The 26,240-nt window shown below is 71.0% G+C and carries 27 protein-coding genes; 19 read left to right on the top strand and 8 right to left on the bottom strand.

The features are described from left to right. Positions 1-33 precede the first annotated feature (33 nt). The gene (locus ACWDD7_RS17935) at positions 34-3,054 is read left to right on the top strand and encodes an AfsR/SARP family transcriptional regulator (RefSeq protein ID WP_450457997.1); all 3,021 of its coding nucleotides are present in this window, start codon (positions 34-36) and stop codon (positions 3,052-3,054) included. A 267-nt stretch (positions 3,055-3,321) separates the two neighbouring features. Here ACWDD7_RS17935 and ACWDD7_RS17940 read toward each other — a convergent pair whose 3' ends face one another. From ACWDD7_RS17940 to ACWDD7_RS17950, 3 genes are all read right to left on the bottom strand, one after another. Next, a complete protein-coding gene (locus ACWDD7_RS17940) occupies positions 3,322-3,507 on the bottom strand; it encodes a hypothetical protein (protein WP_351864430.1) in 186 nt (61 codons plus the stop codon). Positions 3,508-3,679: 172 nt separating this feature from the next. Beyond that, entirely contained in the window at positions 3,680-4,396 is a 717-nt protein-coding gene (locus tag ACWDD7_RS17945) for a class I SAM-dependent methyltransferase (RefSeq protein WP_450457998.1), read from the bottom strand. A 140-nt stretch (positions 4,397-4,536) separates the two neighbouring features. Continuing rightward, positions 4,537-4,740 carry a cold-shock protein gene (locus tag ACWDD7_RS17950; RefSeq protein ID WP_004984723.1) on the bottom strand — a complete coding sequence of 68 codons (204 nt, stop codon included), beginning with the start codon at positions 4,738-4,740 and terminating at the stop codon, positions 4,537-4,539. Positions 4,741-5,028: 288 nt separating this feature from the next. On the opposite strand from ACWDD7_RS17950, the gene ACWDD7_RS17955 reads away from it, so the two are divergent. Together ACWDD7_RS17955 and ACWDD7_RS17960 are read left to right on the top strand one after the other, a co-directional pair. Beyond that, the gene (locus ACWDD7_RS17955) at positions 5,029-5,877 is read left to right on the top strand and encodes a menaquinone biosynthetic enzyme MqnA/MqnD family protein (protein WP_351864425.1); all 849 of its coding nucleotides are present in this window, start codon (positions 5,029-5,031) and stop codon (positions 5,875-5,877) included. 173 nt (positions 5,878-6,050) lie between these two features. Further along, positions 6,051-6,731: a hypothetical protein gene (locus tag ACWDD7_RS17960; RefSeq protein ID WP_450457999.1), complete on the top strand. Its 681-nt coding sequence runs from the start codon at positions 6,051-6,053 to the stop codon at positions 6,729-6,731. On the opposite strand, the gene ACWDD7_RS17965 is transcribed toward ACWDD7_RS17960, so the two are convergent. Further along, positions 6,728-7,207, bottom strand: a complete 480-nt coding sequence (locus ACWDD7_RS17965) for a hypothetical protein (RefSeq protein WP_450458000.1) — start codon at positions 7,205-7,207, stop codon at positions 6,728-6,730. The genes ACWDD7_RS17960 and ACWDD7_RS17965 overlap by 4 nt on opposite strands. Before the next feature lie 251 nt (positions 7,208-7,458). On the opposite strand from ACWDD7_RS17965, the gene ACWDD7_RS17970 reads away from it, so the two are divergent. From ACWDD7_RS17970 to ACWDD7_RS17985, 4 genes are all read left to right on the top strand, one after another. Further along, a complete protein-coding gene (locus ACWDD7_RS17970; protein WP_351864417.1) occupies positions 7,459-8,187 on the top strand; it encodes an A24 family peptidase in 729 nt (242 codons plus the stop codon). Between the two features lie 43 nt (positions 8,188-8,230). Continuing rightward, positions 8,231-9,430, top strand: a complete 1,200-nt coding sequence (gene mqnC / locus ACWDD7_RS17975) for a cyclic dehypoxanthinyl futalosine synthase (RefSeq protein ID WP_351864414.1) — start codon at positions 8,231-8,233, stop codon at positions 9,428-9,430. Between the two features lie 7 nt (positions 9,431-9,437). Next, the gene (locus ACWDD7_RS17980; protein ID WP_450458001.1) at positions 9,438-10,043 is read left to right on the top strand and encodes a hypothetical protein; all 606 of its coding nucleotides are present in this window, start codon (positions 9,438-9,440) and stop codon (positions 10,041-10,043) included. Positions 10,044-10,127: 84 nt separating this feature from the next. Further along, positions 10,128-10,820, top strand: a complete 693-nt coding sequence (locus ACWDD7_RS17985) for a demethylmenaquinone methyltransferase (RefSeq protein ID WP_450458002.1) — start codon at positions 10,128-10,130, stop codon at positions 10,818-10,820. Positions 10,821-10,823: 3 nt separating this feature from the next. On the opposite strand, the gene ACWDD7_RS17990 is transcribed toward ACWDD7_RS17985, so the two are convergent. Both ACWDD7_RS17990 and ACWDD7_RS17995 read right to left on the bottom strand, forming a co-directional pair. After that, positions 10,824-11,132: a PASTA domain-containing protein gene (locus ACWDD7_RS17990; protein WP_450458003.1), complete on the bottom strand. Its 309-nt coding sequence runs from the start codon at positions 11,130-11,132 to the stop codon at positions 10,824-10,826. Between the two features lie 109 nt (positions 11,133-11,241). Then, a complete protein-coding gene (locus tag ACWDD7_RS17995; RefSeq protein WP_351864406.1) occupies positions 11,242-11,772 on the bottom strand; it encodes a GNAT family N-acetyltransferase in 531 nt (176 codons plus the stop codon). Between the two features lie 97 nt (positions 11,773-11,869). On the opposite strand from ACWDD7_RS17995, the gene ACWDD7_RS18000 reads away from it, so the two are divergent. Beyond that, positions 11,870-13,153 (top strand): geranylgeranyl reductase family protein, encoded by a 1,284-nt coding sequence (locus ACWDD7_RS18000; protein WP_450458004.1) that lies wholly within the window; start codon positions 11,870-11,872, stop codon positions 13,151-13,153. Here the strand turns inward: ACWDD7_RS18000 and def are convergent, their stop codons facing one another. Next, positions 13,154-13,777 carry a peptide deformylase gene (gene def / locus ACWDD7_RS18005; RefSeq protein WP_392214602.1) on the bottom strand — a complete coding sequence of 208 codons (624 nt, stop codon included), beginning with the start codon at positions 13,775-13,777 and terminating at the stop codon, positions 13,154-13,156. It lies immediately after the preceding gene. 153 nt (positions 13,778-13,930) lie between these two features. Further along, a complete protein-coding gene (locus tag ACWDD7_RS18010; RefSeq protein WP_351864398.1) occupies positions 13,931-14,755 on the bottom strand; it encodes a C40 family peptidase in 825 nt (274 codons plus the stop codon). A 743-nt stretch (positions 14,756-15,498) separates the two neighbouring features. Here ACWDD7_RS18010 and ACWDD7_RS18015 point away from each other — a divergent pair. From ACWDD7_RS18015 to nuoK, 11 genes are read left to right on the top strand one after another with little or no spacing between them, the layout of a single operon-like run. Continuing rightward, on the top strand, positions 15,499-15,858 hold the full coding sequence (locus ACWDD7_RS18015) for an NADH-quinone oxidoreductase subunit A (protein WP_030494815.1): 360 nt from the start codon (positions 15,499-15,501) through the stop codon (positions 15,856-15,858). A 15-nt stretch (positions 15,859-15,873) separates the two neighbouring features. Further along, positions 15,874-16,428, top strand: a complete 555-nt coding sequence (locus ACWDD7_RS18020; RefSeq protein ID WP_007383964.1) for a NuoB/complex I 20 kDa subunit family protein — start codon at positions 15,874-15,876, stop codon at positions 16,426-16,428. Beyond that, the gene (locus ACWDD7_RS18025) at positions 16,425-17,183 is read left to right on the top strand and encodes an NADH-quinone oxidoreductase subunit C (RefSeq protein WP_351864395.1); all 759 of its coding nucleotides are present in this window, start codon (positions 16,425-16,427) and stop codon (positions 17,181-17,183) included. Before ACWDD7_RS18020 ends, ACWDD7_RS18025 begins: the two co-directional genes overlap by 4 nt. Then, the gene (locus ACWDD7_RS18030) at positions 17,180-18,505 is read left to right on the top strand and encodes an NADH-quinone oxidoreductase subunit D (protein ID WP_351864392.1); all 1,326 of its coding nucleotides are present in this window, start codon (positions 17,180-17,182) and stop codon (positions 18,503-18,505) included. Before ACWDD7_RS18025 ends, ACWDD7_RS18030 begins: the two co-directional genes overlap by 4 nt. Beyond that, entirely contained in the window at positions 18,502-19,284 is a 783-nt protein-coding gene (gene nuoE, locus ACWDD7_RS18035) for an NADH-quinone oxidoreductase subunit NuoE (protein ID WP_351864389.1), read from the top strand. Before ACWDD7_RS18030 ends, nuoE begins: the two co-directional genes overlap by 4 nt. Continuing rightward, entirely contained in the window at positions 19,281-20,630 is a 1,350-nt protein-coding gene (nuoF, locus tag ACWDD7_RS18040) for an NADH-quinone oxidoreductase subunit NuoF (RefSeq protein ID WP_450458005.1), read from the top strand. Before nuoE ends, nuoF begins: the two co-directional genes overlap by 4 nt. Then, positions 20,627-23,131, top strand: a complete 2,505-nt coding sequence (locus tag ACWDD7_RS18045) for an NADH-quinone oxidoreductase subunit G (RefSeq protein ID WP_450458006.1) — start codon at positions 20,627-20,629, stop codon at positions 23,129-23,131. Before nuoF ends, ACWDD7_RS18045 begins: the two co-directional genes overlap by 4 nt. After that, positions 23,128-24,504 carry an NADH-quinone oxidoreductase subunit NuoH gene (gene nuoH, locus ACWDD7_RS18050; protein WP_351864380.1) on the top strand — a complete coding sequence of 459 codons (1,377 nt, stop codon included), beginning with the start codon at positions 23,128-23,130 and terminating at the stop codon, positions 24,502-24,504. The genes ACWDD7_RS18045 and nuoH overlap by 4 nt, the downstream gene beginning before the upstream one ends. Next, positions 24,497-25,099, top strand: a complete 603-nt coding sequence (nuoI, locus tag ACWDD7_RS18055) for an NADH-quinone oxidoreductase subunit NuoI (RefSeq protein WP_351864378.1) — start codon at positions 24,497-24,499, stop codon at positions 25,097-25,099. The genes nuoH and nuoI overlap by 8 nt, the downstream gene beginning before the upstream one ends. Next, complete coding sequence (locus ACWDD7_RS18060; RefSeq protein ID WP_351864375.1) at positions 25,096-25,938, top strand: NADH-quinone oxidoreductase subunit J; 843 nt, start codon at positions 25,096-25,098, stop codon at positions 25,936-25,938. Before nuoI ends, ACWDD7_RS18060 begins: the two co-directional genes overlap by 4 nt. Next, a complete protein-coding gene (gene nuoK, locus ACWDD7_RS18065; protein ID WP_351864372.1) occupies positions 25,935-26,234 on the top strand; it encodes an NADH-quinone oxidoreductase subunit NuoK in 300 nt (99 codons plus the stop codon). The genes ACWDD7_RS18060 and nuoK overlap by 4 nt, the downstream gene beginning before the upstream one ends. Positions 26,235-26,240 lie beyond the last annotated feature (6 nt).

Below are 26,240 nucleotides of genomic sequence, written 5' to 3' on the forward strand. Positions count from 1 at the left end.
TTCGTGGAATCGGCGGCATCCGGTCGTCCTGTCGTGCGCTTCAACATCCTCGGCTCGCTGGAAGGCTGGTGCGGCGAGCGCCGGTTGCGGCTGGGCAGTCCCACACAGGAGCGGGTGCTGGTCACCCTGCTGCTCGAACCCGGCCGGATGGTCCCGATGGCCCGGCTGGTCGCCGCGGCGTGGGACGACGAGCCACCGCAGACCGCGAGTCACCAGATACGCAAGTGCGTCGCCGCGCTGCGCACCCGCATCCCGGACGGCGCGGCCCTGATCGTCACCGACGGCGCCGGCTACCGGGCCGTGCTGGGCGAACGCCAGCTGGACCTGCACGAGTTCACCGAACGGTCCCGACAGGCGCGGCAGGCGGTGGCGGCCGGCCGGCCCGAGGAGGCCGTCGGCCATCTGCGGTCCTGCCTGGAGCTGTGGCGGGGCCCGGTGATGGCGGGCGCGGGCGGTTCCGTGATCAGCGCGGCGTCGGCGGCCCTCGAAGAACGCCACATGGCGGTCGCCGAGCAGTACTTCGAACTCCAGCTGGAGCTGGGACAGTCCGGCGAACTCGTGGGCCCGCTGAGGGAGTTGGTGACCGCGCACCCGCTGCGGGAGACCCTGCGCGGGCGGCTGATGGTGGCGCTGTACCGGGCCGGGCGGCAGGCCGAGGCGCTGGAGGAGTTCGGGCGGGTGCGCGACCTGCTGGTGGAGGAGCTGGGCATCGACCCGGGCGCCGAACTCACCCGGCTCTACGAGGCGATCCTGCGCGACAGCCCCGAAGTGGCCGCCCGGGTACCGCAGTCGGTGGCCGACCGCGCCGCGCTGCTGGTCCCCGCGCCGTACACCACCCAGACCTCCGGCACCGAGCCCGCGCCCTGCACCCTGCCCTACGACCTGCCGGACTTCACCGGCCGCGACGAGGAACTGTCCCGGCTGGTCACCGTGGGCTGCGCCCCGGCCACCGGCGGCACCCGGATCGTCGGCGTGGACGGCATGGGCGGCAGCGGCAAGACCGCGCTCGCGGTGCACGCCGCCCACCTGCTGGCCCCCGAGTATCCCGACGGACAGCTCTTCGTGGACCTGCGCGGCTTCAGTCCGGGCGAGAAGGCCCAGGAACCGGGGGCCGTATTGCACTCCTTATTGCACACACTGGGCATACCGGATGATCGAATACCGGACGATCTGGAACGGCGTACCACCTTCTGGCGGACCGTTTCCGCGCAGCGCAAGTTATTGCTGCTCCTTGACAACGCTGCCGACGCCGCCCAGGTACGGCCCCTGCTGCCGGCCTCCGAGGACTGCCTCGCCATCGTCACCAGCCGGGTCCGGATGCTCGACCTCGACGGCTCCGAGTGGCTGTCGCTGGGGCTCCTGTCGGCCGGTGACAGCGCCACCCTGCTCACCCGGATGCTGGGCGCCGACCGCACCGCCGCCGAGCCCCGGGCCGTGGACCGGCTGGCGCGGCTGTGCGGGGGGCTGCCGCTCGCCCTGCGCATCACCACCGCCCGGCTGCGCAACCGGCCCCGCTGGACCGTGCAGTACCTGGTCGACCGGCTCGCCGACGAGACCCGGCGGCTGCGCGAACTGAGTGCCGGGGAACGCAGCGTCGAGGCCACGCTCCGGCTGTCGTACCAGGCGATGGACGAGGACCAGCGCGGCGCCTTCCGGCTGCTCGGGCTGCACCCCGGCAGCGCCATCGACGTGCCCTCCGCCGCCGCCCTGCTCGGCACCGACGGCCACGAGGCCGAGGACCTGCTGGAGTGCCTGCTCGACGCGCACCTGCTGGAGCAGCACGAGGCGGGCCTGTACGGCTTCCACGACCTGGTGCGCACCTACGCCCTCAGCGTCCGCGAGGCGGAGGACGACGAGGAGTCCGCCGTCGAGCGCCTCGTGGCGTACTACATCGAGACCACGGACCAAGCCTGCGAGACCCTCTTCCCCGGCCGCAGCCGCTACGGCGACGACCCGGCCAGGAGCGTGCCCGACCTGCCCCGCCTGGACGACGGCGAGCAGGCGCTGCGCTGGTTCGACCGGGAGTACGAGGCGCTGCTCGCGGTCGTCGCCCAGGCCGGCACCCAGGGCCTGCACCGCCCGGCCGCCCTGCTCGCCCGCAACCTGCTCTTCTACCTGGACCTGCGCGGCCGCTACGAGGAGTTCCGGGTGGTCGGCCGGATCGGGGTCGCCGCCTGCCGCCGGCTGGAGAACCCGGCGCTGCTCGGCATCAGCCTGTGCAACCTGGCGGTGGCGCACTGGTGGCTCGGCGACTTCCAGGACGGCATCACCACCGCCCAGGAGGGCCTGGAGCTGTCCCAGGGCAGCGATCCGCGCTCCGAGGCGATGTGCCTGGACGTGCTCGGCCTGCTGCACGGCTCCCTCGGCAACTTCGAACAGGCCCGCGCCTACCTGGACCAGGGCATCGCGCTGCACCGGGAGCTGGGCCTGTCCCGGATGGAGGCGCAGGCGCTGGTCAACCTCTCCACCGTGCAGATCTGGACCGGGCACTACGCGGAGGGCGCCCGCAACGCGGCCCGCGCCACCGAGCTGAACCGGCGCCTGGGCGAGCGCAGCAACGAGATCCACTCCCTGACCTTCCTCGCCCTCGCCCACCTCGGCACCGGCGAGGACGAGCGGGCGCGCGCCTGCCTCGCCCAGGCCCTGGAGCTGTGCGACGAGTCCCGCAAGCCGGCCAACGTCGCCGTGGTCCTCGCCCACTGGGCGCGGGTCTGCCAGCGGCTCGGCGATCTCCGCTCGGCCGCGGAGCATGCCGAGCGGGCGCTCGACCTGGTCTCCGCGGAGGGCACGGCGCTGCGCCAGGCGACGGTGTCCAACGTGGTGGGGCTCGTCCATCTGCGCAGCGGGGCGCCGGAGCGGGCGATGGAACTGCACGGGCAGGCCCACGAACTGGCCTCCCGGCACGGGTACCGGATAGAGATCGCGCACGCCCTGCACGGGATGGCGGAGGCGGCGCAGGCGCTGGACGACGAGAAGACGGCCGAGCGGCACAGCGCGGAGGCGCGGGCGCTGTACGACGCGATGGGGGTCACGGAGGCCGGGCGGCGGCTGTAGGACCCGGCCGGCCTTCGGTTCGTCCGGCACCGGTGTCGTACGGGACGGCAACGGCAACGGCACCGGGGGTGCGGGACCCGGCCGGTGCCGTTGAGCGCTCGTGTGCGGGGGAGTGGTGGTGTGGGGGGGGGTGCGGTGGTGTGGGGGGGTGCGGTGGTGTGGGGGGTGCGGTGGTGTGGGGGTGCGGTGGTGCGGTGGTGCGGTGTTCGGGGAAGGCGGGGGGTGTGACGCGCTGCGGCGGGCGCCCGCTGGTGTGCGGACGGACGGTCAGGAGCCGACGACGCCCGGACCACGGTCGTCGGCCAGCACGGTGCTCGGGTGGCTGCTGGTGCCGTGCACCACGGCCTGGTGCAGCCCGGTGGCGGGCAGGGCCGCGGCGGCACCCAGGGCGAGGACGCCCGCGCCGGTCAGAGCCGTCAGAACCGTCTTCGTACGCAGTGCGATGGAACGCATGTGCAACCCCTTGTGAGAGACGGACCGTGTTCCGGTCGCCGGGCCCTCCCCGACGCCACGACCGATGTTTGGGGTAAGCGGTCCCCATGCCGTCCCCGCTGGGTACCGGGGCCGGGGAGGCCGTCGGTACCCCTGTTCGACGACGCAGGTCAGAACAGGTGTCGGAAGGGTGTCAGGCGGGTTTGGCGGCTCCCAGGAAGGCCTGTGGGACCTGGGCGACACCCGCGCCGAGCGTTTCGTCGGGCGCGCGGACGGTGCGGAAGACGGGCGCGAACCCCGCCCGCGTCAGCAGCCGGGCCATGTCCTCGGGCCGGCGCCGCCGGAAGTCCAGCGTCACCGGGTGGCCCCAGGGGTCCGCCGGCCGCAGGGGCTCCTCGCCGACCTGGAAGGCCAGCAGCAGCTGCCCGCCGGGGGCGAGGACGCGGTACAGCTCGGCGAACAGGTCCGGGAGCCGCTCGTCCGGGGTGTGGATGGAGGAGTACCAGGAGACGGCACCGGCGAGGCCCCCGTCGGGGAGCGGGAGGTCCAGCATGGAGCCCTGCCCGAAGCGCAGCCCGGGGTGCTCGCGGCGGGCCACGTCGAGCATGGCGGCGGAGAGGTCGAGCCCGAGGACGTCCAGGCCCAGGGCGGCGAGGTGCCCGGTGACCGCGCCGGGACCGCAGCCGAGGTCCGCGACCGCGCCGCCGGGGCCCACCAGCTCGGCGAAGGCGGCGAGCAGGGCCCGCTCCAGTGGCTTGTCGGCGAGCGGATTCGCGAAGTGCTGGGCGTAGTCCTCGGCGACGGTGTCGTAGAAGGCGCGGGTGGCGGTGAGGAAGTCCGGGAAGTCCCGGGTCTGGTCCCGGGTCTGGTCCTGGGACTGGTCCTGGGTTTGATCCTGGGTTTCGGTCATGAGCATGGAACGTAGTTCATGAACGAATAGGGAACAGCGGAAGAAATTGCTCCGGATGCGGGGAAAGGCAGGAGCCCCGTTGCCGAAGACGGCACGGGGCTCCTTGGGTACTGCTCTCAGGTTCTGCGATCAGGCAGTGATCAGACGGGGGTGACGTTCTCCGCCTGCGGGCCCTTCGGGCCCTGCGTCACGTCGAAGGACACCTGCTGGTTCTCCTCCAGGGAGCGGAAGCCGGTGGCGTTGATCGCGGAGTAGTGAACGAAGACGTCGGGGCCGCCGCCCTCCTGGGCGATGAAGCCAAAGCCCTTTTCGGCGTTGAACCACTTAACGGTTCCGGTAGCCATAAGCCCTCCTTGGGCTCAAAAGGGTTTGCCCTGCTCCAGAACCTGCAAGTGCGAAAACCTGCTGCACCACTGCATACGTCTGAAAACGACGAGAGCCCGCGGTCACATGCTCCGCAGGCTCTGTACTGCAAGGGAAACCAAACTGCAACTTGCGGCGAGCCTAGCATGCGGGCAGCCGAAAGCAATAGAGGGCAAGATCACTTCACCCGGATGTTTGAAAGTCGGTAACCCGTTTGACGGTGGGGCCGGTCCAAGCACCGTACCAGCCGAGGGCTAGAGTCCCGCGATGTGGACATTTCTCGCACCCGGCCGCGCGTCGGCCACATCCAGTTCCTGAACTGCCTGCCCCTCTACTGGGGGCTCGCGAGAACCGGCACCCTCCTCGACTTCCAGCTGACCAAGGACACGCCGGAGAAGCTCAGCGAGCGGTTGATCCAAGGAGAGCTCGACGTGGCCCCGGTCACCCTGGTCGAGTACCTGAAGAACTCGGATGATCTGGTCGCCTTCCCGGACATCGCGGTCGGCTGCGACGGCCCGGTGATGTCCTGCGTGATCGTCTCGCAGGTGCCGCTGGAGCAGCTGGACGGCGCCAAGGTCGCCCTCGGCTCGACCTCCCGCACCTCGGTCCGCCTCGCGCAGCTCCTGCTGGCCGAGCGGTACGGCGTCCGGCCCGAGTACTACACGTGCCCGCCCGACCTCAGCCTGATGATGCAGGAGGCCGAGGCCGCCGTGCTGATCGGCGACGCGGCCCTGCGCGCCAACCTGCACGACGGCCCGCGCTACGGCCTCGCCGTGCACGACCTGGGCGCGCTGTGGAAGGAGTGGACCGGCCTGCCGTTCGTCTTCGCGGTGTGGGCGGCCCGGCGGGACTACCTGGAGCGCGAACCGCTCATCACCCACCAGGTGCACCAGGCCTTCCTGGAGTCCAAGAAGATCTCCCTCGAAGAGGTCGACAAGGTCGCCGAGCAGGCGGCCCACTGGGAGGCCTTCGACGCGGAGACCCTCGCCAAGTACTTCACCACCCTCGACTTCAGCTTCGGCGAGCCGCAGCTGGCCGCGGTCGCCGAGTTCGCGCGCCGGGTCGGTCCGACGACGGGCTTCCCGGCGGATGTGAAGGTGGATCTGCTCCAGCCGTAATCACTACGCTGCGGGGGGATCGGGACCGGGATTCCGCCCGGGACCGGGAACCGGGGCCGAGGCTGGGACTCGGACCGGGAACCGCGTCCGCGTTCTCGGTCCCGTCCGCCCCCGCCTCCGGCTTCCCCGCCCCGCCCGCCCACGCCCCCGCGCCGCCCGGTACGCCGACCGTCGTGCCCGCGCCCCGGGACGGGGACGGCGCGCGGCCCGGGAAGCTTTCGGTGAGCGTGGCGGCGAGCGCGTCGCCCTCGGACCCCCGCGGCGGGCGCCGGATCAGCTGCACGGTGGCGCTCGCGGTCGCCGGCGCGCTGGCCGTGGCGACGGTCGGGACGGGCGCCCTGCTGCGCCCGTGGTCCGGCGGCCACACCAGCGAGGCGGGCGGTGCGCCCAACCCCGCCGCAGGCTCGGCGACTTCGGGCGCGACACCTCCCGGCGACTCCGAGCCCGAGCCCACCGGGACCTCCACGGACCCTCCCCAGGGCGGTTCCGGCGGCGGTGGGACCAAGGGTCCCGGCGCGATACCGGCCCGCTGTCTCGGGACGTGGGAGGGGCCGGCCACCGGCCTGGACAGCGGCCGGCGTATCGGCACTTACCGCCTCACCGTTCACCAGGCCGCGGTGGGCGCGGAGTTGGGCAGCCTGAGACAGACGGATCAACGGGGCAGGGTCTGCACCGACGTCCTCGTCCTGAAACAGGCCACCGCCTCTCGGCTGACCGCCACCTCGGCCGGCCACGCCGGCTGCGACGCGGCCACCCACGTGGTGGAACTCACGCCCACCTACGGCGATTTGACGTACACCTCGGGCAGCGAGACGCAGGGCGACACGGTGGCGGTGCTGACGAAGGTCGGCTAGGACCTGCCGGCGTCAGACCTCGGGTCGGCGGACAGGGGGACGCATCCCGAACCGGTGCTGATGAACATCGACGACGCGTTCTGCACGCCGACACCGACCCACCACTGCGACTTGGGGAGCGTCCCCCCGACCCGGGCCACCTTCGGGTCCGGGGCGTCGAGCGTGTATCCGGCCTTGACGAAGTGGGCTTTCGCCGCGTCCAGGACTCGTCGGGACGAGTCCTTCGGGACATCGAGCCTCAGGCCGTAGTCGTAGCTGAACCTGTCCGGGCCGGGCTCCTCGGACGGACACTTCTCCCAACTGCCGCCCTCGACCGACGTGGCGGCCGACCCGGCGGCGGGCCGGACCGCGTCGAGCGTCTCCTGCGCGAGCGACTGTGCCTTCTTCACCACCGACCCGGGATCCGTGTCGCCGCCCGGACCTCCACAGCCCGTGGTCACCGCCAACGCGGCCACCGCCACGGCCGCGGCTCTCATGGACAACCGTTCCGTTATGCTCACAACCCACCCATCGAAGAAGTGTTCCGAAGCGCGCGACCACGCCCTCGCCGCCGCCTTCGGACCGTCACGGACCTCACGGGACCGGCCGTCCGCCGCCCGCGATCTCTGTAGTCTCTCAGCGTCCCGAGCACCACTTCTCCCGCTCATACGACCCAGGACACCTGCCATGGCGCGACGCAGGATCTCGACCCCGACCGGTTCCCGGCCCGTGCACTCGTCGAGCCGGGATGGGTGACGTGCCGCTGTGGGGCGCCGCCGCGCTGTGGGGTGCGGTGGCGGGAGCGCTGCTGCCCAGGGCCGCCTACCGGTTCGCCGTGCCGGTGGAGGAGGCGTGGCGCGCCCGGTGCCCGGGGGAACACGTACTGCGGGGATGGCTCGGACCGGTGGAGTGCCGGGAATGCGCGCGCCAGGGCGCGCCCTTCGCCCCTCTCTCCGCCGTCACCGCCCTCCTGTGCGCCGCCCTCGCCGCCGCGACCGGCCCGAGGCCCGAGCTGGCGGTCTGGCTGCTGCTCGCGCCGGTGGGCGTGCTGCTGGGCGTGGTCGACGTCCGGGTGCGACGGCTGCCCGACGTGCTGACGCTGCCGCTCGCCGCCGCCGCCCTCGCGCTGCTGGGGCTCGCCTCGCTGTTCCCCGGGCACGCCGGGCACTGGCCCACCGCGTGGGGCGGGGCGGGCGCGCTCGGGGTCGGGTACGCGGTGCTGCACCTGGTGAACCCGGGCGGGATGGGACTCGGGGACGCGAAGCTGGCCCTGGGGATGGGGGCCGTGCTCGGGTGGTACGGGTGGAGTGCCGTACTGCTGGGGACCTTCGCCGCGGTCCTCGCCGGGGCGCTGTACGGCGGTGCGCTCGTCGCCGTGCGGCGGGCGTCGCGCAGGGCGGGGATCGCCTTCGGGCCGTTCCTGCTGGGCGGGACGCTCGCCGGGGTGCTGATCGGCGCGTATACGGCGCTGTCGTAGGCTGGTCCGGTCCGTCCGTACCCCTTACGAAAGGGACCCCCCGGTGACCGAGAAGGCCGACCTCCAGTCCGTCCTCGACCGTGCCGCCGCCGGCGGGCGGATCACCCCGGAAGAGGCCGTCGCCCTCTACCGCGACGCCCCGCTGCACGCGCTGGGCGCCGCCGCCGATGCCGTACGCCGCCGTAAGTACGCGGGTATCGAGCACATCGCGACGTACATCATCGAGCGCAACATCAACTACACGAACGTGTGTGTCACGGCGTGCAGGTTCTGCGCCTTCTACGCGGCCCCCAAGGACACGGACAAGGGCTGGACCCGCGACCTGGACGACATCCTGCGCCGCTGCGCGGAGACCGTCGAGCTGGGCGGCACCCAGATCATGTTCCAGGGCGGCCACCACCCGGACTACGGCGTCGAGTACTACGAGAAGCACTTCAAGGCCATCAAGGACGCCTTCCCCCAACTGGTGATCCACTCGCTGGGCGCGTCCGAGGTCGAGCACATGGCCCGGATCAGCGGGGTGTCGGTCGAGGAGGCCATCACCCGCATCCACGCGGCCGGTCTCGACTCCTTCGCCGGCGCCGGCGCCGAGCTGCTGCCCGAGCGGCCGCGCAAGGCCATCGCCCCGCTCAAGGAGAGCGGCGAGCGCTGGCTGGAGATCATGGAGACGGCGCACGGCCTGGGCGTGGAGTCCACCTCCACCATGCTGATGGGCACCGGCGAGACCAACGCCGAGCGCATCGAGCACCTGCGGATGATCCGTGACGTGCAGGACCGCACGGGCGGCTTCCGCGCGTTCATCCCGTACACGTACCAGCCCGAGAACAACCACCTCAAGGGCCGTACCCAGGCGACCCTCTTCGAGTACCTGCGGATGATCGCCATCGCGCGGCTGTTCCTCGACAACGTCCAGCACATCCAGGGCTCCTGGCTCACCACGGGCAAGGAGGTCGGCCAGCTGTCCCTGCACTACGGCGCGGACGACCTCGGCTCGATCATGCTGGAGGAGAACGTGGTCTCCTCGGCCGGCGCCCGGCACCGCTCCAACCGGCTGGAGATCATCGACCTCATCCGCAAGGCGGGGCGGGTGCCGGCGCAGCGCGCGACGACGTACGAGCACCTCGTCGTGCACGACGACCCGGCCGACGACCCCGTCGACGACCGCGTGGTCTCCCACATCTCCTCCACGGCGATCGAGGGCGGCACCGCGCACCCCGAGCTGAAGCTGCTCTCCGCGAACTGAGCGCGCCGTGCTGACGATTCACGCGGACTCCACGGGGCACGCGCTCGCCGTCGAGGGCGCGTGGGTCGTGGCCGCGGGCGATGTCCGGCAGCTGGCCGACGCGTATCCGCGGGCGCGGGTGCGGCGGTGGCCGGGCATCCTGACGCCCGGTTTCGTCAACCTCCACGGCACGGAGCTGCTGGAGGAGACGTACCACCCGGACCCCCGGGAGGCCGAGGAGCTGGGCACCGAACCGCTGACGGGCGACGCGCTCGCCGCCCTCGCGCCGGACGACGTCCGGTGGGGCGGGAGCGCACGGCGCGGGGTGCAGCGGATGCTGGCGCACGGGACGGTGGCGGTGGCGTGCGAGGCGCTGCGCAGGCCGGCCGTCGTGGACGCGGTACGGCGCACCGGGCTGGACCTGGTGAGCCGCGCGGGCCGTCCCGGCGGGGTGCCTTCCCTGGACCCCCTCGCGTGCGGGCTGCCCCCGGAGGTGCCGTCGCCGCGTGAGCCGGGTTCCGCCGCCCGCTTCGCCGTCTTCGACGTGTCCGACGCGTCGGAACTCGCCGAGCGGGGGGCGTCGACGTGCGTGGCGACGGTGATCGGGGGACGGCTGCTGTACCGGCGTCGCTGACGTCGGTCCTCCTGGCAGCCGGCGAGGACCCGAACACGCCCGACCCGGAGCCGTCCGCCGGGACCGGGCTGCGACAATGGCCGGGTGACCCGCGCATCCCTGGACAAGCAGCCGCACGAAGTCGCCTCGATGTTCGACAACGTGGCGGAACGGTACGACCTGACCAACGACGTGCTGTCCCTGGGACAGGACCGCCGCTGGCGCAAGGAGGTCGCCCGGGCCGTCGACGCCCGCCCCGCGCAGAAGATCCTGGACCTCGCCGCCGGCACCGCCACCTCCTCCCTGCCCTTCGCCCGCACCGGCGCGTACGTCGTGCCCTGCGACTTCTCGCTCGGCATGCTCCAGGTCGGCAAGAAGCGTCACACCTGGCTGCCGTTCACGGCGGGCGACGCGACGAGGCTGCCGTTCAAGGACGACACCTTCGACGCCGTGACCATCTCCTTCGGCCTGCGCAACGTGCAGGACACCGACGCCGCGCTGCGCGAGATGTACCGCGTCACCAGGCCCGGCGGGCGCGTCGTGATCTGCGAGTTCTCGCACCCGACCTGGACGCCCTTCCGGACCGTCTACACCGAGTACCTGATGCGCGCCCTGCCCCCGGTCGCGCGCGCGGTGTCCTCGAACCCGGACGCGTACGTCTACCTCGCCGAGTCCATCCGCGCCTGGCCGGACCAGCCCGGCCTCGCCGAACGGCTCCGCGAGGCGGGCTGGTCCCGGGTGGCCTGGCGCAACCTCACCGGGGGCGTGGTCGCCCTGCACCGCGGCTTCAAGGACTGAGCCTCACCGGCCGATCATCTCGAACGCGTCCCCCGGTTCCCCCAGTTCCCGCTGGAGCCCGCCCGTCGGCGGCCGGGGGACGCGCGGTTCGCGCACGCCCCCGCCGCCCTCGCCCTCCGTGAAGTCGAACCACACGTACACCATCGAGTCCACCGGGACCTCCGCGCCGGGCTGCGGGTACTGGCGTACGACGTAGTCCACGACCGCCCGTTGGAAGTCCGGGCGGTCCGGCGCGGCCAGGAACAGGCCCCGGGCCCGGGCGGTCTCGCGCGCGTCCACGGCCATCAGACCGACCAGCCGTGGCACACGCACTTCGGGTGTTTTGGGTGTTGTGTGCACAGACGTCACCCCCAGCGGTACTGGCAGGGTAGCCCCGGTGCGTTCCGGCCGGAAGGAGTCGGTGTCATACTGTGACAGTTGGTTACTTTACGTCACTGTCAAGGGGGTCGAGGGCCAGCCGGAAGCAGAGCGCTTCCTCGTCCAGGACCGGGTGCGGGTAGGTCTCCGCGGGGCGCATGCCCAGGCGCCGGGTCACCGCGATGGACCGCTCGTTGCCCGGCCGTACCATCGCCACCACCTCCGGCACCCCCGCCTCCCGCACCCGCCGCAGGGTCTCGCGCGCGGCGGCGGTGACGTACCCCTTGCCCCAGTGCGCCCGGCCGAGCCGCCAGCCGATCTCGATCGCGCCGACCGGGCCCCACTCGGGGCGCCAGGGCTGGGCGCCGGTGAAGCCGAGGACCTCGTCGGACTCGTCCAGGACCGTCCAGAGGCAGAAGCCGAGTTCCGCGTCGTGCCGCCGCTGGCGCGCGGTCAGTTCCTCGTACACCGACAGCCCGGCGGGCTTGCCGCCGTGGAACTCCATCACCTCGGGATCGGCGAAGACCCGGTGCCAGTCGAGGGCGTCCTCATGGGTGGGAACACGCAGCCGCAGCGCGGGGAGAGGTCGGTTCACAGGGCAGCCCTTCAGCCGGGTGATCTATTCCGCTGAATAGACTGCCCATGTCCAGTGCCGGTCGGCACGCAGATTTCGAACTTGGGGAGATCCCGCCGTGACCGAGCCCCTCTCCGACCACTCCGCCGATGTGATCGTCGTGGGCGCGGGGCCAGCCGGCTCCGCGACCGCGTACCACCTGGCCAAGGCCGGTCTCGACGTCCTGCTCCTGGAGAAGACGGAGTTCCCGCGCGAGAAGGTGTGCGGCGACGGCCTCACGCCCCGCGCGGTCAAGCAGCTCGTCGCCATGGGCATCGACATCTCCGAGGAGGCCGGCTGGCTGCGCAACAAGGGCCTGCGCATCATCGGCGGCGGCTCCCGTCTCCAGCTGGACTGGCCGGACCTCGCGGCCTACCCGAACTACGGACTCGTGCGCAAGCGCGACGACTTCGACGAGATCCTGGCCCGAAACGCGCAGAAGGCGGGCGCGCGGCTGTACGAGCGCTGCAATGTCTCCGGCCCGATCGTGGACGAGCGCACCGGCCGCATCACCGGTGTGACCGCCAGGCTCGGCGAGGAGAAGCGCGAGGTCCGCTATCACGCGCCGCTCGTCGTCGCGGCCGACGGCAACTCCACCCGGCTGTCGCTGGCGATGGGCCTGCACCGCCGAGAGGACCGGCCGATGGGCGTCGCGGTGCGCACGTACTTCACCTCGCCCCGCCACGACGACGACTACCTGGAGTCCTGGCTGGAGCTGTGGGACCGGCGCGGCCCCCAGGAGCGGCTGCTGCCCGGCTACGGCTGGATCTTCGGCATGGGCGACGGCACGTCCAACGTCGGCCTCGGCGTCCTCAACACCTCCGCCGCCTTCAAGGAACTGGACTGGCGCGAGATCCTCAAGGCCTGGTGCGCGTCCATGCCCGAGGACTGGGGCTACACCCCCGAGAACATGACCGGCCCGATCCGCGGCGCCGCGCTGCCGATGGCCTTCAACCGCCAGCCCCACTACACCCGCGGGCTGCTGCTGGTCGGCGACGCCGGCGGCCTGGTGAACCCCTTCAACGGTGAGGGCATCGCCTACGCCATGGAGTCCGGCCAGATCGCCGCCGACGTCATCGTCCAGGCACACGCGCGGGCGACGCCGGCGCAGCGCGAGATCGCGTTGCAGCGCTACCCGCGCGTCCTCAAGGACACCTACGGCGGCTACTACAACCTCGGCCGCGCCTTCGTGAAGCTCATCGGCAACCCCAAGGTCATGCAGATCGCCACCCAACGCGGCCTGACCCACCCGGTCCTGATGAAGTTCACCCTGAAGCTCCTGGCCAACCTGACCGACCCGACGGGCGGCGACGCGATGGACCGGATCATCAACGGGCTGACGAAGGTGACCCCGAAGGCCTGATCAGGCGTCGAGGGCGGCCTCTTTGGCGGACCTGCGGGCGTAAACCTCCTCCCGCCGGTCCGCCATCTGTCGCAGCGCGTCCTTTTTCTCCCGTTTGGTCAGCCGATCGAGGTAGATGTACCCACCGGTGTGATCCGTCTCGTGGGCGAGGCAGCGCGCGAAGTAGCCCGTGCCCTCGATCTCCACGGGGTTGCCGTCCCGGTCCTGCCCGCGCACGACGGCCCGGTCCGGCCGCGGTACGGCCATCACCGCGCCCGGCACCGACAGGCACCCCTCGCCCTCGTCCAGCAGCCGCCGGCCGCCGAGGGGTGATTCCAGTACGGGGTTGACGATGTGTCCGACATGTCGGTTCCCGTCGTCATCGGGGCAGTCGTACACGAAAAGGCGCAGATCGACCCCGACCTGATTCGCCGCGAGCCCCGCCCCCTCGGCGACGTACATCGTGCGGAACATGTCGTCGACGAGCGCCGCGAGGTCGGGCCCGAACTCCGTGACGTCCCGGCACGGCTTGTGCAGCACCGCCTCGCCGACCTCGGTGATCCGGCGCACCGCGCCGCGCCCGGCCTCGGGGGCGTACCGGGGGAATCGGGCGACGGGGGCGCCCTGTACGAACACGCGTGGCATCGCGTCTTCTCCTTCACTCGTGGACGAGACCGCCGTGCGGCGGCCGAGTCCCGAGCATGCCAGGGAACGCCGCAGGGCCGCTGCCCCCGAGCGGCTGCGGCCCTGCGCAAGGCGCGCGAAGCGCCCCATGTATGCGAAACGGTACGGGATGTCTCAGAGCACCCGCACGGCGCCCGTCGGCTGGTCGTACGACAGCGGGTGCTCCGCGACGCCGTCCGACGGGTTCTGCGCGCCGACGAACATGCCGCCGCCCACGTACACCGCGACGTGGTACGCGCTGCCCGCGCTGCCCCAGTACAGGATGTCGCCCGGCTGGAGGTTGCTCAGCGAGACCTGGGTGCCGGCGGTCGACTGGTCCTGGGAGACGCGCGGCAGGTTCACGCCGACCTGCTTGAAGGCGGTCTGCACGAGGCCCGAGCAGTCGTACGCGGAGGGGCCGGTGGCACCGGAGACGTACGCCTTGCCCAGCTGCGACTTGACGAAGCTGACGACGGCCGCGGCGGAACCGGTGGCCGTGGAGGAGCTGGTGCTGGTGCTCGTGGCGGTGGAGCCGGTGGAGGCGCTCGTCGAGAGGGTCGTACGGGCCGTGCTGCGGGAGGCGCGCTCGGCGGCCGCCTTGCGGGCGGCCTCCTCGGCCTTCTTCTTGGCCTCGGCCGCCTTCTGCTTGGCCTCGGCGAGGTCCGCCTTGGCCTGCTTCGCGGCCTTCGCGGCGGCCGCGTCGCGCTCGGCCTGGAGCTGGTAGTTCGCCGCGGCCTGCTGCGTGGCGTCCGCGGACTGGGCCGCCTGGGCGGCCAGGTCGGCCGTCAGGGTGGGCAGTTCGAGGGTCTGCGTCACCGGCTCGGCGGCGCTGGCCGAACCGGCGGACCCGGCGACGGCCAGGGTGCTGAGGACGCCACCGGCAACTCCGGCCCGCATCGCGAGGGACGACGCGCTGCGGCGGGGCTTCCGGTGGCTGCGTATGTGAGCGGTGTGGGACATGGGAACAACCGGTATCAGGGGCTACTCCATATCTTCAAGAAACGTGTGCTGCGCCACAGTTGCCCAATCGAGACCTCAAACCTCGGGCGTGTCGTTCCTTATTGACGCCGTAACGGACATTACGGACGCCCGTGATCAAGCCCTTGATCACGGTCTTTGATCATTACGTCCGAATTGCCCCACGCTTACCACCGGTTGGGGTGGTTGGCCAAGCCCGGTTCCTGGGAGGCTGCTGTGACTGTGACCGAGGTCACGGAACGGTCGCACGAGGGCCGGCGTCCCGCGCGTGTGGGGCTCGTGAACGCGCGCACGCGCTTTCACTCCCGTCCACACCGCACCTCCCGTCTCCCCCTGATGTGTGAACGAGATCCACTACCAAGATCGAGTGTCCAACGCCAATTTGCATGCAAGCGAACTCTCTTGATATTGAGACGCCCCCTCCGGCCTGCGGTGACGGGCGGGAATGTCACTTCTGGTGATCAAGTGAACGCTTCGCGTATGAAGATCACCCATCATCCGACTTCATGATCCTTCGTCAGGTGGTGGAGATCACAAAGCTTGTGGAATACCCCGTGTCGCAGATCACAGATCGGCGGGCATAAGATGCGAGGCAGTTGGGCTTGTGACCTGCTTCACATGTTCTCGATCTTCGCCGGGACGAGCGGGGTTCGTGGGGCCGGTGGGGCGGATGTGAGCCCAGCGAACCGCCAGCAGTCAGTGCCGACTGAGAGGAGCGAGGAGCGGTGAACGCGTATGCGCCCATCCTCGTACTGGGAGCCCTCGGGGCAGGCTTTGCGATCTTCTCCGTGGTCATGGCCACGCTGATCGGTCCGAAGCGGTACAACCGCGCCAAGCTCGAAGCCTACGAGTGCGGTATCGAGCCGACCCCCACGCCGGCCGGCGGCGGGCGCTTCCCCATCAAGTACTACCTGACGGCGATGCTCTTCATCGTCTTCGACATCGAGATCGTCTTCCTCTACCCCTGGGCCGTCACCTTCGACGCCCTGGGGCTTTTCGGGCTCGTGGAGATGCTGCTCTTCGTGCTCACCGTCTTCGTCGCGTACGCGTACGTATGGCGGCGCGGCGGCCTGGAATGGGACTGAGGGGCCATATAAGACATGGGACTCGAAGAAAAGCTGCCGAGCGGCTTCCTGCTGACCACCGTCGAACAGGCCGCGGGCTGGGTGCGCAAGGCATCCGTCTTCCCGGCGACCTTCGGCCTGGCCTGTTGTGCCATCGAGATGATGACCACCGGCGCCGGCCGCTATGACCTCGCGCGCTTCGGCATGGAGGTGTTCCGCGGCTCGCCGCGCCAGGCGGACCTGATGATCGTGGCCGGCCGGGTCAGCCAGAAGATGGCGCCGGTACTGCGGCAGGTCTACGACCAGATGCCCAACCCCAAGTGGGTGATCTCCATGGGCGTCTGCGCCTCCTCGGGCGGCATGTTCAACAACTACGCGATCGTCCAGGGCGTCGACCACATCGTCCCGGTCGACATCTACCTCCCCGGCTGCCCGCCCCGCCCCGAGATGCTGATGGACGCGATCCTCAAGCTCCACCAGAAGATCCAGTCCTCCAAGCTCGGCGTGAACGCGGAGGAAGCGGCCCGCGAGGCGGAGGAGGCGGCGCTCAAGGCCCTGCCCACCATCGAGATGAAGGGGCTGCTGCGGTGAGTGACGCCAACGGCACCCAGGGCGGCGGAGCGAACGGGGTGAACCCCGAGAAGGACCTCTCCGCCTCCAACCTCCCCGGCCAGCGCGGCCAGGGCGGTGAGGAGATCCGCGTCCAGCGCGGCATGTTCGGCGCCGACAACGGCGGCGACACCTCCGGCTACGGCGGCCTGGTCCGCTCGATCCGCCTGCCCGGACCGGCGAACCGGCCCTACGGGGGATGGTTCGACGAGGTCGCCGACGAGCTGGAGGGCGCCCTGGAGGAACAGGGCCTGCTGCCGGACAACGCCATCGAGAAGACGGTCGTCGACCGCGGCGAACTCACCTTCCACATCGAGCGCGAGCACCTGCTCCGCGTCGCCCGCACCCTGCGCGACGACCCCGCCCTGCGCTTCGAGCTGTGCACCGGCGTCAGCGGCGTGCACTACCCGCACGACAAGGGCCGCGAGCTGCACGCCGTCTACCACCTGCGCTCGATCACCCACAACCGGCTGATCCGGCTGGAGGTCAGCGCCCCCGACGCCGACCCGCGCATCCCGTCCCTGGTCTCCGTGTACCCCACCAACGACTGGCACGAGCGCGAGACCTACGACTTCTTCGGAATCGTCTTCGACGGCCACCCGGCCCTCACGCGGATCATGATGCCGGACGACTGGCAGGGCCACCCGCAGCGCAAGGACTACCCGCTCGGCGGCATCCCCGTCGAGTACAAGGGCGCCCAGATCCCGGCTCCGGACCAGCGGAGGTCGTACTCGTGAGCAGCACCCAGTCAGCAGCCTCCCGGGAAACCACCGAGGGCACCGTCTACACGGTCACCGGTGGCGACTGGGACGAGGTCGTCCAGTCCGCGGCCCGCGCCGACGACGAGCGCATCGTCGTCAACATGGGTCCCCAGCACCCCTCCACCCACGGGGTGCTCCGGCTCATCCTGGAGATCGAGGGCGAGACGGTCACCGAGGCCCGCTGCGGCATCGGCTACCTGCACACGGGCATCGAGAAGAACCTCGAATACCGCACGTGGACGCAGGGCACCACCTTCGTCACGCGCATGGACTACCTGACGTCCTTCTTCAACGAGACCGCCTACTGTCTCGCCGTCGAGAAACTCCTCGGCATCGAGGACGACGTCACCGAGCGCGCCACGATCATCCGGGTGCTCCTGATGGAGCTGAACCGGCTCTCCTCCCACCTGGTGTGCATCGCCACCGGCGGCATGGAGCTGGGCGCGACCACGATCATGATCTACGGCTTCCGCGATCGTGAAATGATTCTCGACCTCTACGAGCTGATCACCGGCCTGCGGATGAACCACGCGTACATCCGCCCCGGCGGACTCGCCCAGGACCTGCCGCCCGGCGCGGTCGACCAGATCCGCGAGTTCGTCAAGAAGATGCGCCGAAACCTCCCGGAGTACGACAAGCTCGCCACCGGGAACCCCATCTTCAAGGCCCGCATGGGCGACATCGGCTATCTCGACCTGGCCGGCTGCATGGCCCTCGGCGCCACCGGCCCGATCCTGCGCGCCACCGGCCTGCCGCACGACCTGCGCAAGTCCCAGCCGTACTGCGGCTACGAGACCTATGACTTCGAGGTCCCGACCGCCGACAGCTGCGACGCCTACGGCCGCTTCCTGATCCGCCTGGAGGAGATGCGCCAGTCGCTCGGGATCATCGAGCAGTGCCTGGACCGGCTGGCACCCGGACCGGTCATGGTCGCCGACAAGAAGATCGCCTGGCCCGCCCAGCTGGCCCTCGGCCCGGACGGACTCGGCAACTCCCTCGACCACATCAAGAAGATCATGGGCACCTCCATGGAGGCCCTGATCCACCACTTCAAGCTGGTCACCGAGGGCTTCCGGGTCCCGCCCGGCCAGGCGTACGCGGCCGTCGAGTCCCCCAAGGGCGAGCTCGGCGTGCACGCCGTGTCCGACGGCGGCACCCGCCCCTACCGGGTCCACTTCCGCGACCCGTCCTTCACCAATCTTCAGGCCATGGCGGCGATGTGCGAGGGCGGCCAGGTCGCCGACGTGATCGTCGCCGTCGCGTCCATCGACCCCGTGATGGGAGGCGTCGACCGGTGACCACCTCTTCTTCGGAGCACGGCGTCAGCCTGGGCATGCCCGAACCGCCCGCCCCCGCCTACCCGGACGACGTACGGGAGCGCCTGGAGGCGGACGCGCGCGAGGTCATCGCGCGCTACCCCGACTCCCGCTCCGCGCTGCTGCCGCTGCTCCACCTCGTGCAGTCCGAGGAGGGCCATGTCACGCGCACCGGAATGCGGTTCTGCGCGGAGACGCTCGGCCTCACCACGGCCGAGGTCACCGCGGTGGCCACCTTCTACACCATGTACCGGCGCCGCCCCTCCGGCGACTACCAGGTCGGGGTGTGCACCAACACGCTGTGCGCGGTGATGGGCGGCGACGCGATCTTCGAGGCGCTCCAGGAACACCTGGGCGTCGGCAACGGGGAGACCACCGACGACGGCCTGGTCACCCTGGAGCACATCGAGTGCAACGCGGCCTGCGACTTCGCGCCCGTCGTGATGGTCAACTGGGAGTTCTTCGACAACCAGACGCCCGCCAGCGCCCGGGACCTGGTGGACGACCTGCGCGCCGGACGGGCCGTACAGCCCACCCGCGGCGCCCGGCTCTGCACCTTCAAGGAGACCGCCCGGATCCTGGCCGGCTTCCCGGACGAGCGGCCCGGAGCCGTCGAGGAGGGCGGCAGCGCCGGACCCGCCTCGCTGGTGGGCCTGCGCCTCGCCAAGGGCGAGCCCGCACCCGCGCGCGTGGTGCATCCCCGCGGCCAGGAACCCCAGGACGGGCCGTCCTCCCGCCAGGCCGAAGAGGAGGGGGAGTGATGAGCGTGGCAGCCGAACTCAAGGACTCCAGCCCGGAGAAGCTGCTCGCACCCGTGCTGTCGGCCTTCTGGGACGAGGACCGCTCCTGGTCCCTGGACGTCTACCGGCGGCACGAAGGATACGAGGGGCTCCGCAGGGCGCTCGCCATGTCGCCCGACGACCTGATCGCCTACGTCAAGGAATCCGGCCTGCGCGGCCGCGGCGGCGCGGGCTTCCCGACCGGGATGAAGTGGCAGTTCATCCCGCAGGGCGACGGCAAACCGCACTATCTCGTGGTCAACGCCGACGAGTCGGAGCCGGGCACCTGCAAGGACATCCCGCTCCTGTACGCGAACCCGCACAGCCTCGTCGAGGGCATCGTGATCGCGTGCTACGCCATCCGGTCCTCGCATGCCTTCATCTACCTCCGGGGTGAAGTGGTTCCCGTGCTGAGGCGGTTGCACGAGGCCGTGCGCGAGGCCTACGCGGCGGGCTACCTCGGCGAGAACATCCTCGGCAGCGGAATGGACCTCGACCTCACCGTGCACGCCGGCGCCGGCGCGTACATCTGCGGCGAGGAGACCGCGCTGCTCGACTCGCTCGAAGGCCGCCGCGGCCAACCGCGACTGCGTCCCCCCTTCCCCGCCGTCGAGGGGCTCTACGCCTGCCCCACTGTGGTGAACAACGTCGAGTCCATCGCCTCGGTTCCCGCGATCCTGAAGAACGGGAAAGAATGGTTCAGGTCGATGGGCAGCGAGAAGTCCCCGGGCTTCACGCTCTACTCGCTCAGCGGCCATGTCGCGAGCCCCGGCCAGTACGAGGCCCCGCTCGGCGTCACCCTGCGCCAGCTGCTGGAGATGAGCGGCGGGATGCGCCCCGGCCACCGGCTGAAGTTCTGGACGCCGGGCGGCTCCTCCACGCCGATGTTCACCGCCGAACACCTCGACGTGCCCCTCGACTACGAGGGCGTCGGCGCCGCGGGCTCGATGCTCGGCACCAAGGCCCTGCAGTGCTTCGACGAGACCACCTGCGTGGTCCGCGCGGTCACCCGCTGGACCGAGTTCTACGCCCACGAGTCCTGCGGCAAGTGCACCCCGTGCCGTGAAGGGACGTACTGGCTGGTGCAGTTGCTGCGGGACATCGAGGCCGGCAAGGGCGCCAGGTCCGACCTCGACAAGCTCGCGGACATCGCCGACAACATCAACGGCAAGTCCTTCTGCGCCCTCGGCGACGGCGCGGCCTCCCCGATCTTCTCCTCGCTGAAGTACTTCCGCGAGGAGTACGAGCAGCACATCACGGGCCGGGGCTGCCCCTTCGACCCGGCCAAGTCGACGGCCTGGGCGGACCGCCCGGAGGTGAACGCATGACCGTGACCACCAACGCTCCCGCGGGTGGCGGAGAGGCGGCCCTCCCGCCGGAAGACCTCGTCACGCTGACGATCGACGGCATCGGGATCAGCGTGCCCAAGGGCACTCTGGTCATCCGGGCCGCCGAACAGCTCGGCATCGAGATCCCCCGCTTCTGCGACCACCCGCTGCTCGCCCCGGCCGGCGCCTGCCGGCAGTGCATCGTGGAGGTGGAGGGCCAGCGCAAGCCCATGGCCTCCTGCACCATCACCTGCACCGACGGCATGGTGGTGCGCACCCAGCTGACCTCGCCGGTCGCCGAGAAGGCCCAGCACGGTGTGATGGAGCTGCTGCTCATCAACCACCCGCTGGACTGCCCGGTCTGCGACAAGGGCGGCGAGTGCCCGCTGCAGAACCAGGCCATGTCGCACGGCAACGCCGAGTCCCGCTTCGAGGGCCGCAAGCGCACCTACGAGAAGCCGGTCGCGATCTCCAGCCAGGTGCTGCTGGACCGCGAGCGCTGTGTGCTGTGCGCCCGCTGCACCCGCTTCTCCCACCAGATCGCGGGCGACCCCATGATCGAGCTGATCGAGCGGGGCGCGCTCCAGCAGGTCGGCACCGGCGAGGGCGACCCGTTCGAGTCGTACTTCTCCGGCAACACCATCCAGATCTGCCCGGTCGGGGCGCTCACCTCGGCGGCCTACCGCTTCCGCTCCCGCCCGTTCGACCTGGTCTCCTCGCCGTCGGTGTGCGAGCACTGCGCGGGCGGCTGCGCCACCCGCACCGACCACCGGCGCGGCAAGGTCATGCGGCGACTCGCCGCCAACGACCCCGAGGTCAACGAGGAGTGGATCTGTGACAAGGGGCGCTTCGCGTTCCGTTACGCGCAGCTCAAGGACCGCCTCGACACCCCGCTGGTGCGGAGCGCGGAGGGGACCCTGGAGCCCGCGTCCTGGCCGGAGGCGCTGGAGGCCGCCGCGCGCGGCCTGACCGCGGCCCGCTCCCGGGCCGGCGTCCTGACCGGCGGCCGGCTCACCGTCGAGGACGCCTACGCGTACAGCAAGTTCGCGCGGGTGGCCCTCGGCACGAACGACATCGATTTCCGCGCCCGCGTGCACAGCGCGGAGGAGGCGGCCTTCCTCGCCTCCCGGGTCGCGGGCCGCGGGCGTGACCTGGACGGCAGCGGGGTCACGTACACCTCCCTGGAGAAGGCGCCCGCCGTCCTGCTCGTCGGATTCGAGTCGGAGGAGGAGGCGCCCGGCGTCTTCCTGCGGCTGCGCAAGGCGTGGCGGAGCCACAAGCAGCTGGTGTTCGCGCTGGCCACGCACGCCACCCGGGGCCTTCAGAAGGCGGGCGGCACCCTGCTGCCGGCCGCGCCCGGCACCGAGACCGAGTGGTTGGACGCGCTCGCGAGCGGGGTCGGTCTGGAGGCGCCCGGCACCCGGGCCGCCGAGGCGCTGCGCGGCGAGGGCGCCGTCATCGTCGTAGGGGAACGGCTGGCCTCGGTCCCCGGCGGGTTCACGGCCGCGGTACGGGCCGCCACCGCGACCGGCGCCCGACTGGTGTGGATCCCGCGCCGGGCCGGGGAGCGCGGCGCCCTGGAGGCCGGCGCGCTGCCCGCGCTGCTGCCGGGCGGCCGCCCCGCGACCGACCCGCGCGCCCGCGACGAGGTGGCCGCCGCCTGGGGCCTGTCCGAGCTGCCGCCGGGCTACGGCCGCGACACCGAGCGGATCGTCGAGGCCGCGGCCGACGGCGCCCTCGCGGCTCTGGTGGTCGCGGGCGTCGAGGTCGCCGGCCTGCCCGACCCGGCCCGCGCCCGCGAGGCGCTGGACCAGGTCGGCTTCCTGGTCTCGCTGGAACTGCGGCCGAGCGAGGTCACCGAACGCGCCGACGTCGTCCTGCCGGTCGCCGCGGTCGCCGAGAAGGCCGGGACCTTCCTCGACTGGGAGGGCAGGGTGCGCCTCTTCGAGGCCGCGCTCAAGCCGGACCAGATGACGCGCCGCCTGGCCCCGACCGACGCGCGCGTGCTGCACATGCTGGCCGACGCGATGGACATCCACCTCGGCCTGCCGGACCTGCGCACCGTCCGCGCGGAGATCGACCGGCTCGGCCTCTGGAACGGCCCGTACGCCGCCGACCCCCGGGAGGCGGCGGGTGCCGTGCCCCGCCCGGCCGCCGGGGAGGCCGTGCTCGCGGGCCACCGGCTGCTGCTCGACCAGGGCGTCCTCCAGGAGGGCGACGAGGCGCTGGCCGGAACCCGGCACGCCGCCCGCGCCCGGCTGTCGGCCGCCACGGCCGCCGAGGCGGGTGTCGAGGACGGCGCTCGCCTCGCCGTCACCGGACCCGCCGGAACCGTCGAACTCCCGCTCCAGATCACCGAGATGCCCGACCGGGTGGTCTGGCTCCCGCTGAACTCCGTCGGCGGCGGCGTCGCCTCCGACACCGGCGCACAGCCCGGCAACCTCGTCCGCATCGGCCCGGCGGCCTCCGCCGACACGGCCCCCAAGGAGGTGGAGGCATGAGCCCGTACCTCGCCGCTGAAGACCTCTCGATGTTCGGCCGCGACCCCTGGTGGCTGGTCGTCGTCAAGGCCGTCTTCTGCTTCGCCTTCCTGATGGTGACCGTGCTGTTCTCCATCGTCTGGGAGCGCAAGGTCGTCGCCTGGATGCAGCTGCGCATCGGGCCCAACCGGCACGGCCCCTGGGGCATGCTCCAGTCGCTCGCCGACGGCGTGAAACTGATGCTCAAGGAGGACCTGATCGTCCGCCGAGCGGACAAGGCCGTCTACGTCCTCGCGCCGATCGTGGCGGCCATCCCGGCCTTCATGGCGATCGCGGTGATCCCGTTCGGCCCCGCCGACCACGAGATCTCCATCTTCGGCACCCGTACGACGATGCAGCTCACCGACCTGCCGATCGCGATGCTCTACATCCTCGCGGTCGCCTCGGTCGGCATCTACGGCATCGTCCTCGCCGGCTGGAGTTCCGGATCGACGTATCCGCTCCTCGGCGGGCTGCGCTCGTGCGCGCAGATGATCTCCTACGAGATCGCCATGGGCGCCGCGTTCGCCTCGGTGTTCCTCTACTCGGGGTCGATGTCGACGTCGACCATCGTGGCCCAGCAGCACGACCGCTGGTACATCCTGCTGCTGCCGGTCTCCTTCCTCCTCTACATCGTCACCATGGTCGGCGAGACCAACCGCGCCCCCTTCGACATGCCGGAGTCCGAGGGTGACCTGGTGGGCGGCTTCAACACCGAGTACTCGTCCATCAAGTTCGCGATGTTCATGCTCGCCGAGTACGTGAACATGGTGACGGTCTCCGCCGTCTCCACCACCCTCTTCCTCGGCGGCTGGCGGGCCCCCTGGCCGATCAGCACCTTCTGGGCGGGCGCCAACCACGGCTGGTGGCCGATGCTCTGGTTCGTCATCAAGGTGCAGCTGCTGCTGTTCTTCTTCATCTGGCTGCGCGGCACCCTGCCCCGCGTCCGCTACGACCAGCTGATGAAGCTCGGCTGGAAGGTCCTCATCCCGGTCTCGGTGACCTGGCTGATGCTCGTCGCGTCCGTGCGGGCGCTGCGCAACGAGCACTACGACTTCGCCGACATCGCCCTCTACGTGGGCGGCGGTGTGCTCGCCCTGCTGCTGATCTCCTTCGTCGTCGACATCTTCCGCGAGAAGGCGCAGACGGCCGGGCAACCGGCGGCCGAGCAGGGCGGGTTCGACCCGATGGCGGGCGGGTTCCCGGTGCCGCCGCTGCCCGGACAGGAGCTTCCGCCGGTGCCCAGGCGCCGCCCGCGCCGGGAGCGGGAGCTGATTGTCAGTGGTGGGACCGACACTGTCGGTGACGGATCGTCACAGGGATCTTCGGATGGAAAGGAGGCGTCCGATGGCTGAGGAGCCCAAGGAGATCAAGCCCGGTTTCCAGAACCCCGTGGCCGGCTTCGGCGTGACCTTCAAGGCCATGTTCAAGAAGCGGCTGACCGAGCAGTACCCGGAGCAGAAGAAGACCACCGCTCCGCGTTTCCACGGACGGCACCAGCTCAACCGCCATCCGGACGGCCTGGAGAAGTGCGTCGGCTGCGAGCTGTGCGCCTGGGCCTGCCCCGCCGACGCCATCTATGTGGAGGGCGCCGACAACACCGACGAGGAACGCTACTCGCCGGGCGAGCGCTACGGCCGCGTCTACCAGATCAACTACGCCCGCTGCATCCTGTGCGGCCTGTGCATCGAGGCGTGCCCCACGCGCGCGCTCACGATGACCAACGAGTTCGAACTGGCCGACTCCAGCCGCGCCAACCTCATCTACACCAAGGAGCAGCTGCTGGCCGGCCTCGAAGAGGGCATGGTCGACACGCCGCACTCCATCTTCCCCGGCACCACCGAGGAGGACTACTACCGGGGCCTGGTCACGCAGGCCGCCCCCGGCACGGTCCGCCAGGCCGCCGTCTCCAAGGGGGAGAAGGAAGAGGACCAGGAGGTGGACGCATGAGCGCGCAGCTCGCCGCCTACACGACCTCCACCGGCGAGGCCTTCCAGTTCTGGGTGCTCGGCACCGTCGCGGTGATCGGCGCCCTGTGCACCGTCCTCATGAGGAAGGCCGTGCACAGCGCCCTCAGCCTCGCCGGGACCATGATCGTCCTGGCGGTCTTCTACCTCGCCAACGGCGCCTACTTCCTGGGCATCGTGCAGATCGTCGTCTACACGGGCGCGATCATGATGCTGTTCCTGTTCGTGGTGATGCTCGTCGGCGTCACGGCCGCGGACTCGCTGAAGGAGACCATCAAGGGCCAGCGCTGGCTGGCCCTGCTGTGCGGGGTCGGCTTCGGCGTGCTGCTGTTCGCCGGGATCGCCAACGCCTCCCTGAAGGACTTCACCGGCACCGGCCAGGCGAACGCGAACGGCAACGTGGAGGGCCTCGCCGCCCTCATCTTCACCAAGTACGTCTTCGCCTTCGAGATCACCGGCGCCCTGCTGATCACGGCCGCCGTCGGCGCCATGGTGCTCACCCACCGCGAGCGCACCGAGCGCGCCAGGACCCAGCGCGAGCTGGCCGAACAGCGCGTCCGCGAGGGCAGGTACGTGCCGCCGCTGCCCGCCCCGGGCGTCTACGCCCGGCACAACGCGGTGGACATCGCGGGTCTGCTCCCCGACGGCACCCCCTCCGAGCTGACCGTCAGCAAGACGCTGCGCGAACGCGGCCAGATCCGGGACGTGTCCACGGAGGCCATCAACGATCTGCGGGCGCTGGAACAGCGCTCCAAGGAGCGCCTGGAGCGGACGCCGATCGCACCGGAGACGTTCAAGCGGCCCGAGGAGGCGTCGAAGTGAACCCGGTCAACTACCTGTACCTCGCGGGCCTGTTGTTCACGATCGGCGCCACCGGCGTCCTGATCCGGCGCAACGCCATCGTGGTCTTCATGTGCATCGAGCTGATGCTGAACGCCTGCAACCTGGCGTTCGTCACCTTCTCCCGGCTGCACGGCAACCTGGACGGCCAGGTCATCGCCTTCTTCACGATGGTCGTCGCCGCCGCGGAGGTCGTGGTGGGTCTCGCGATCATCGTGTCGCTGTTCCGTGCCCGCCACTCGGCCTCGGTCGACGACGCCAGCCTGATGAAGCTGTAAGGGGTC

The sequence above is a fragment of the Streptomyces sp. NPDC001056 genome (assembly GCF_053598955.1).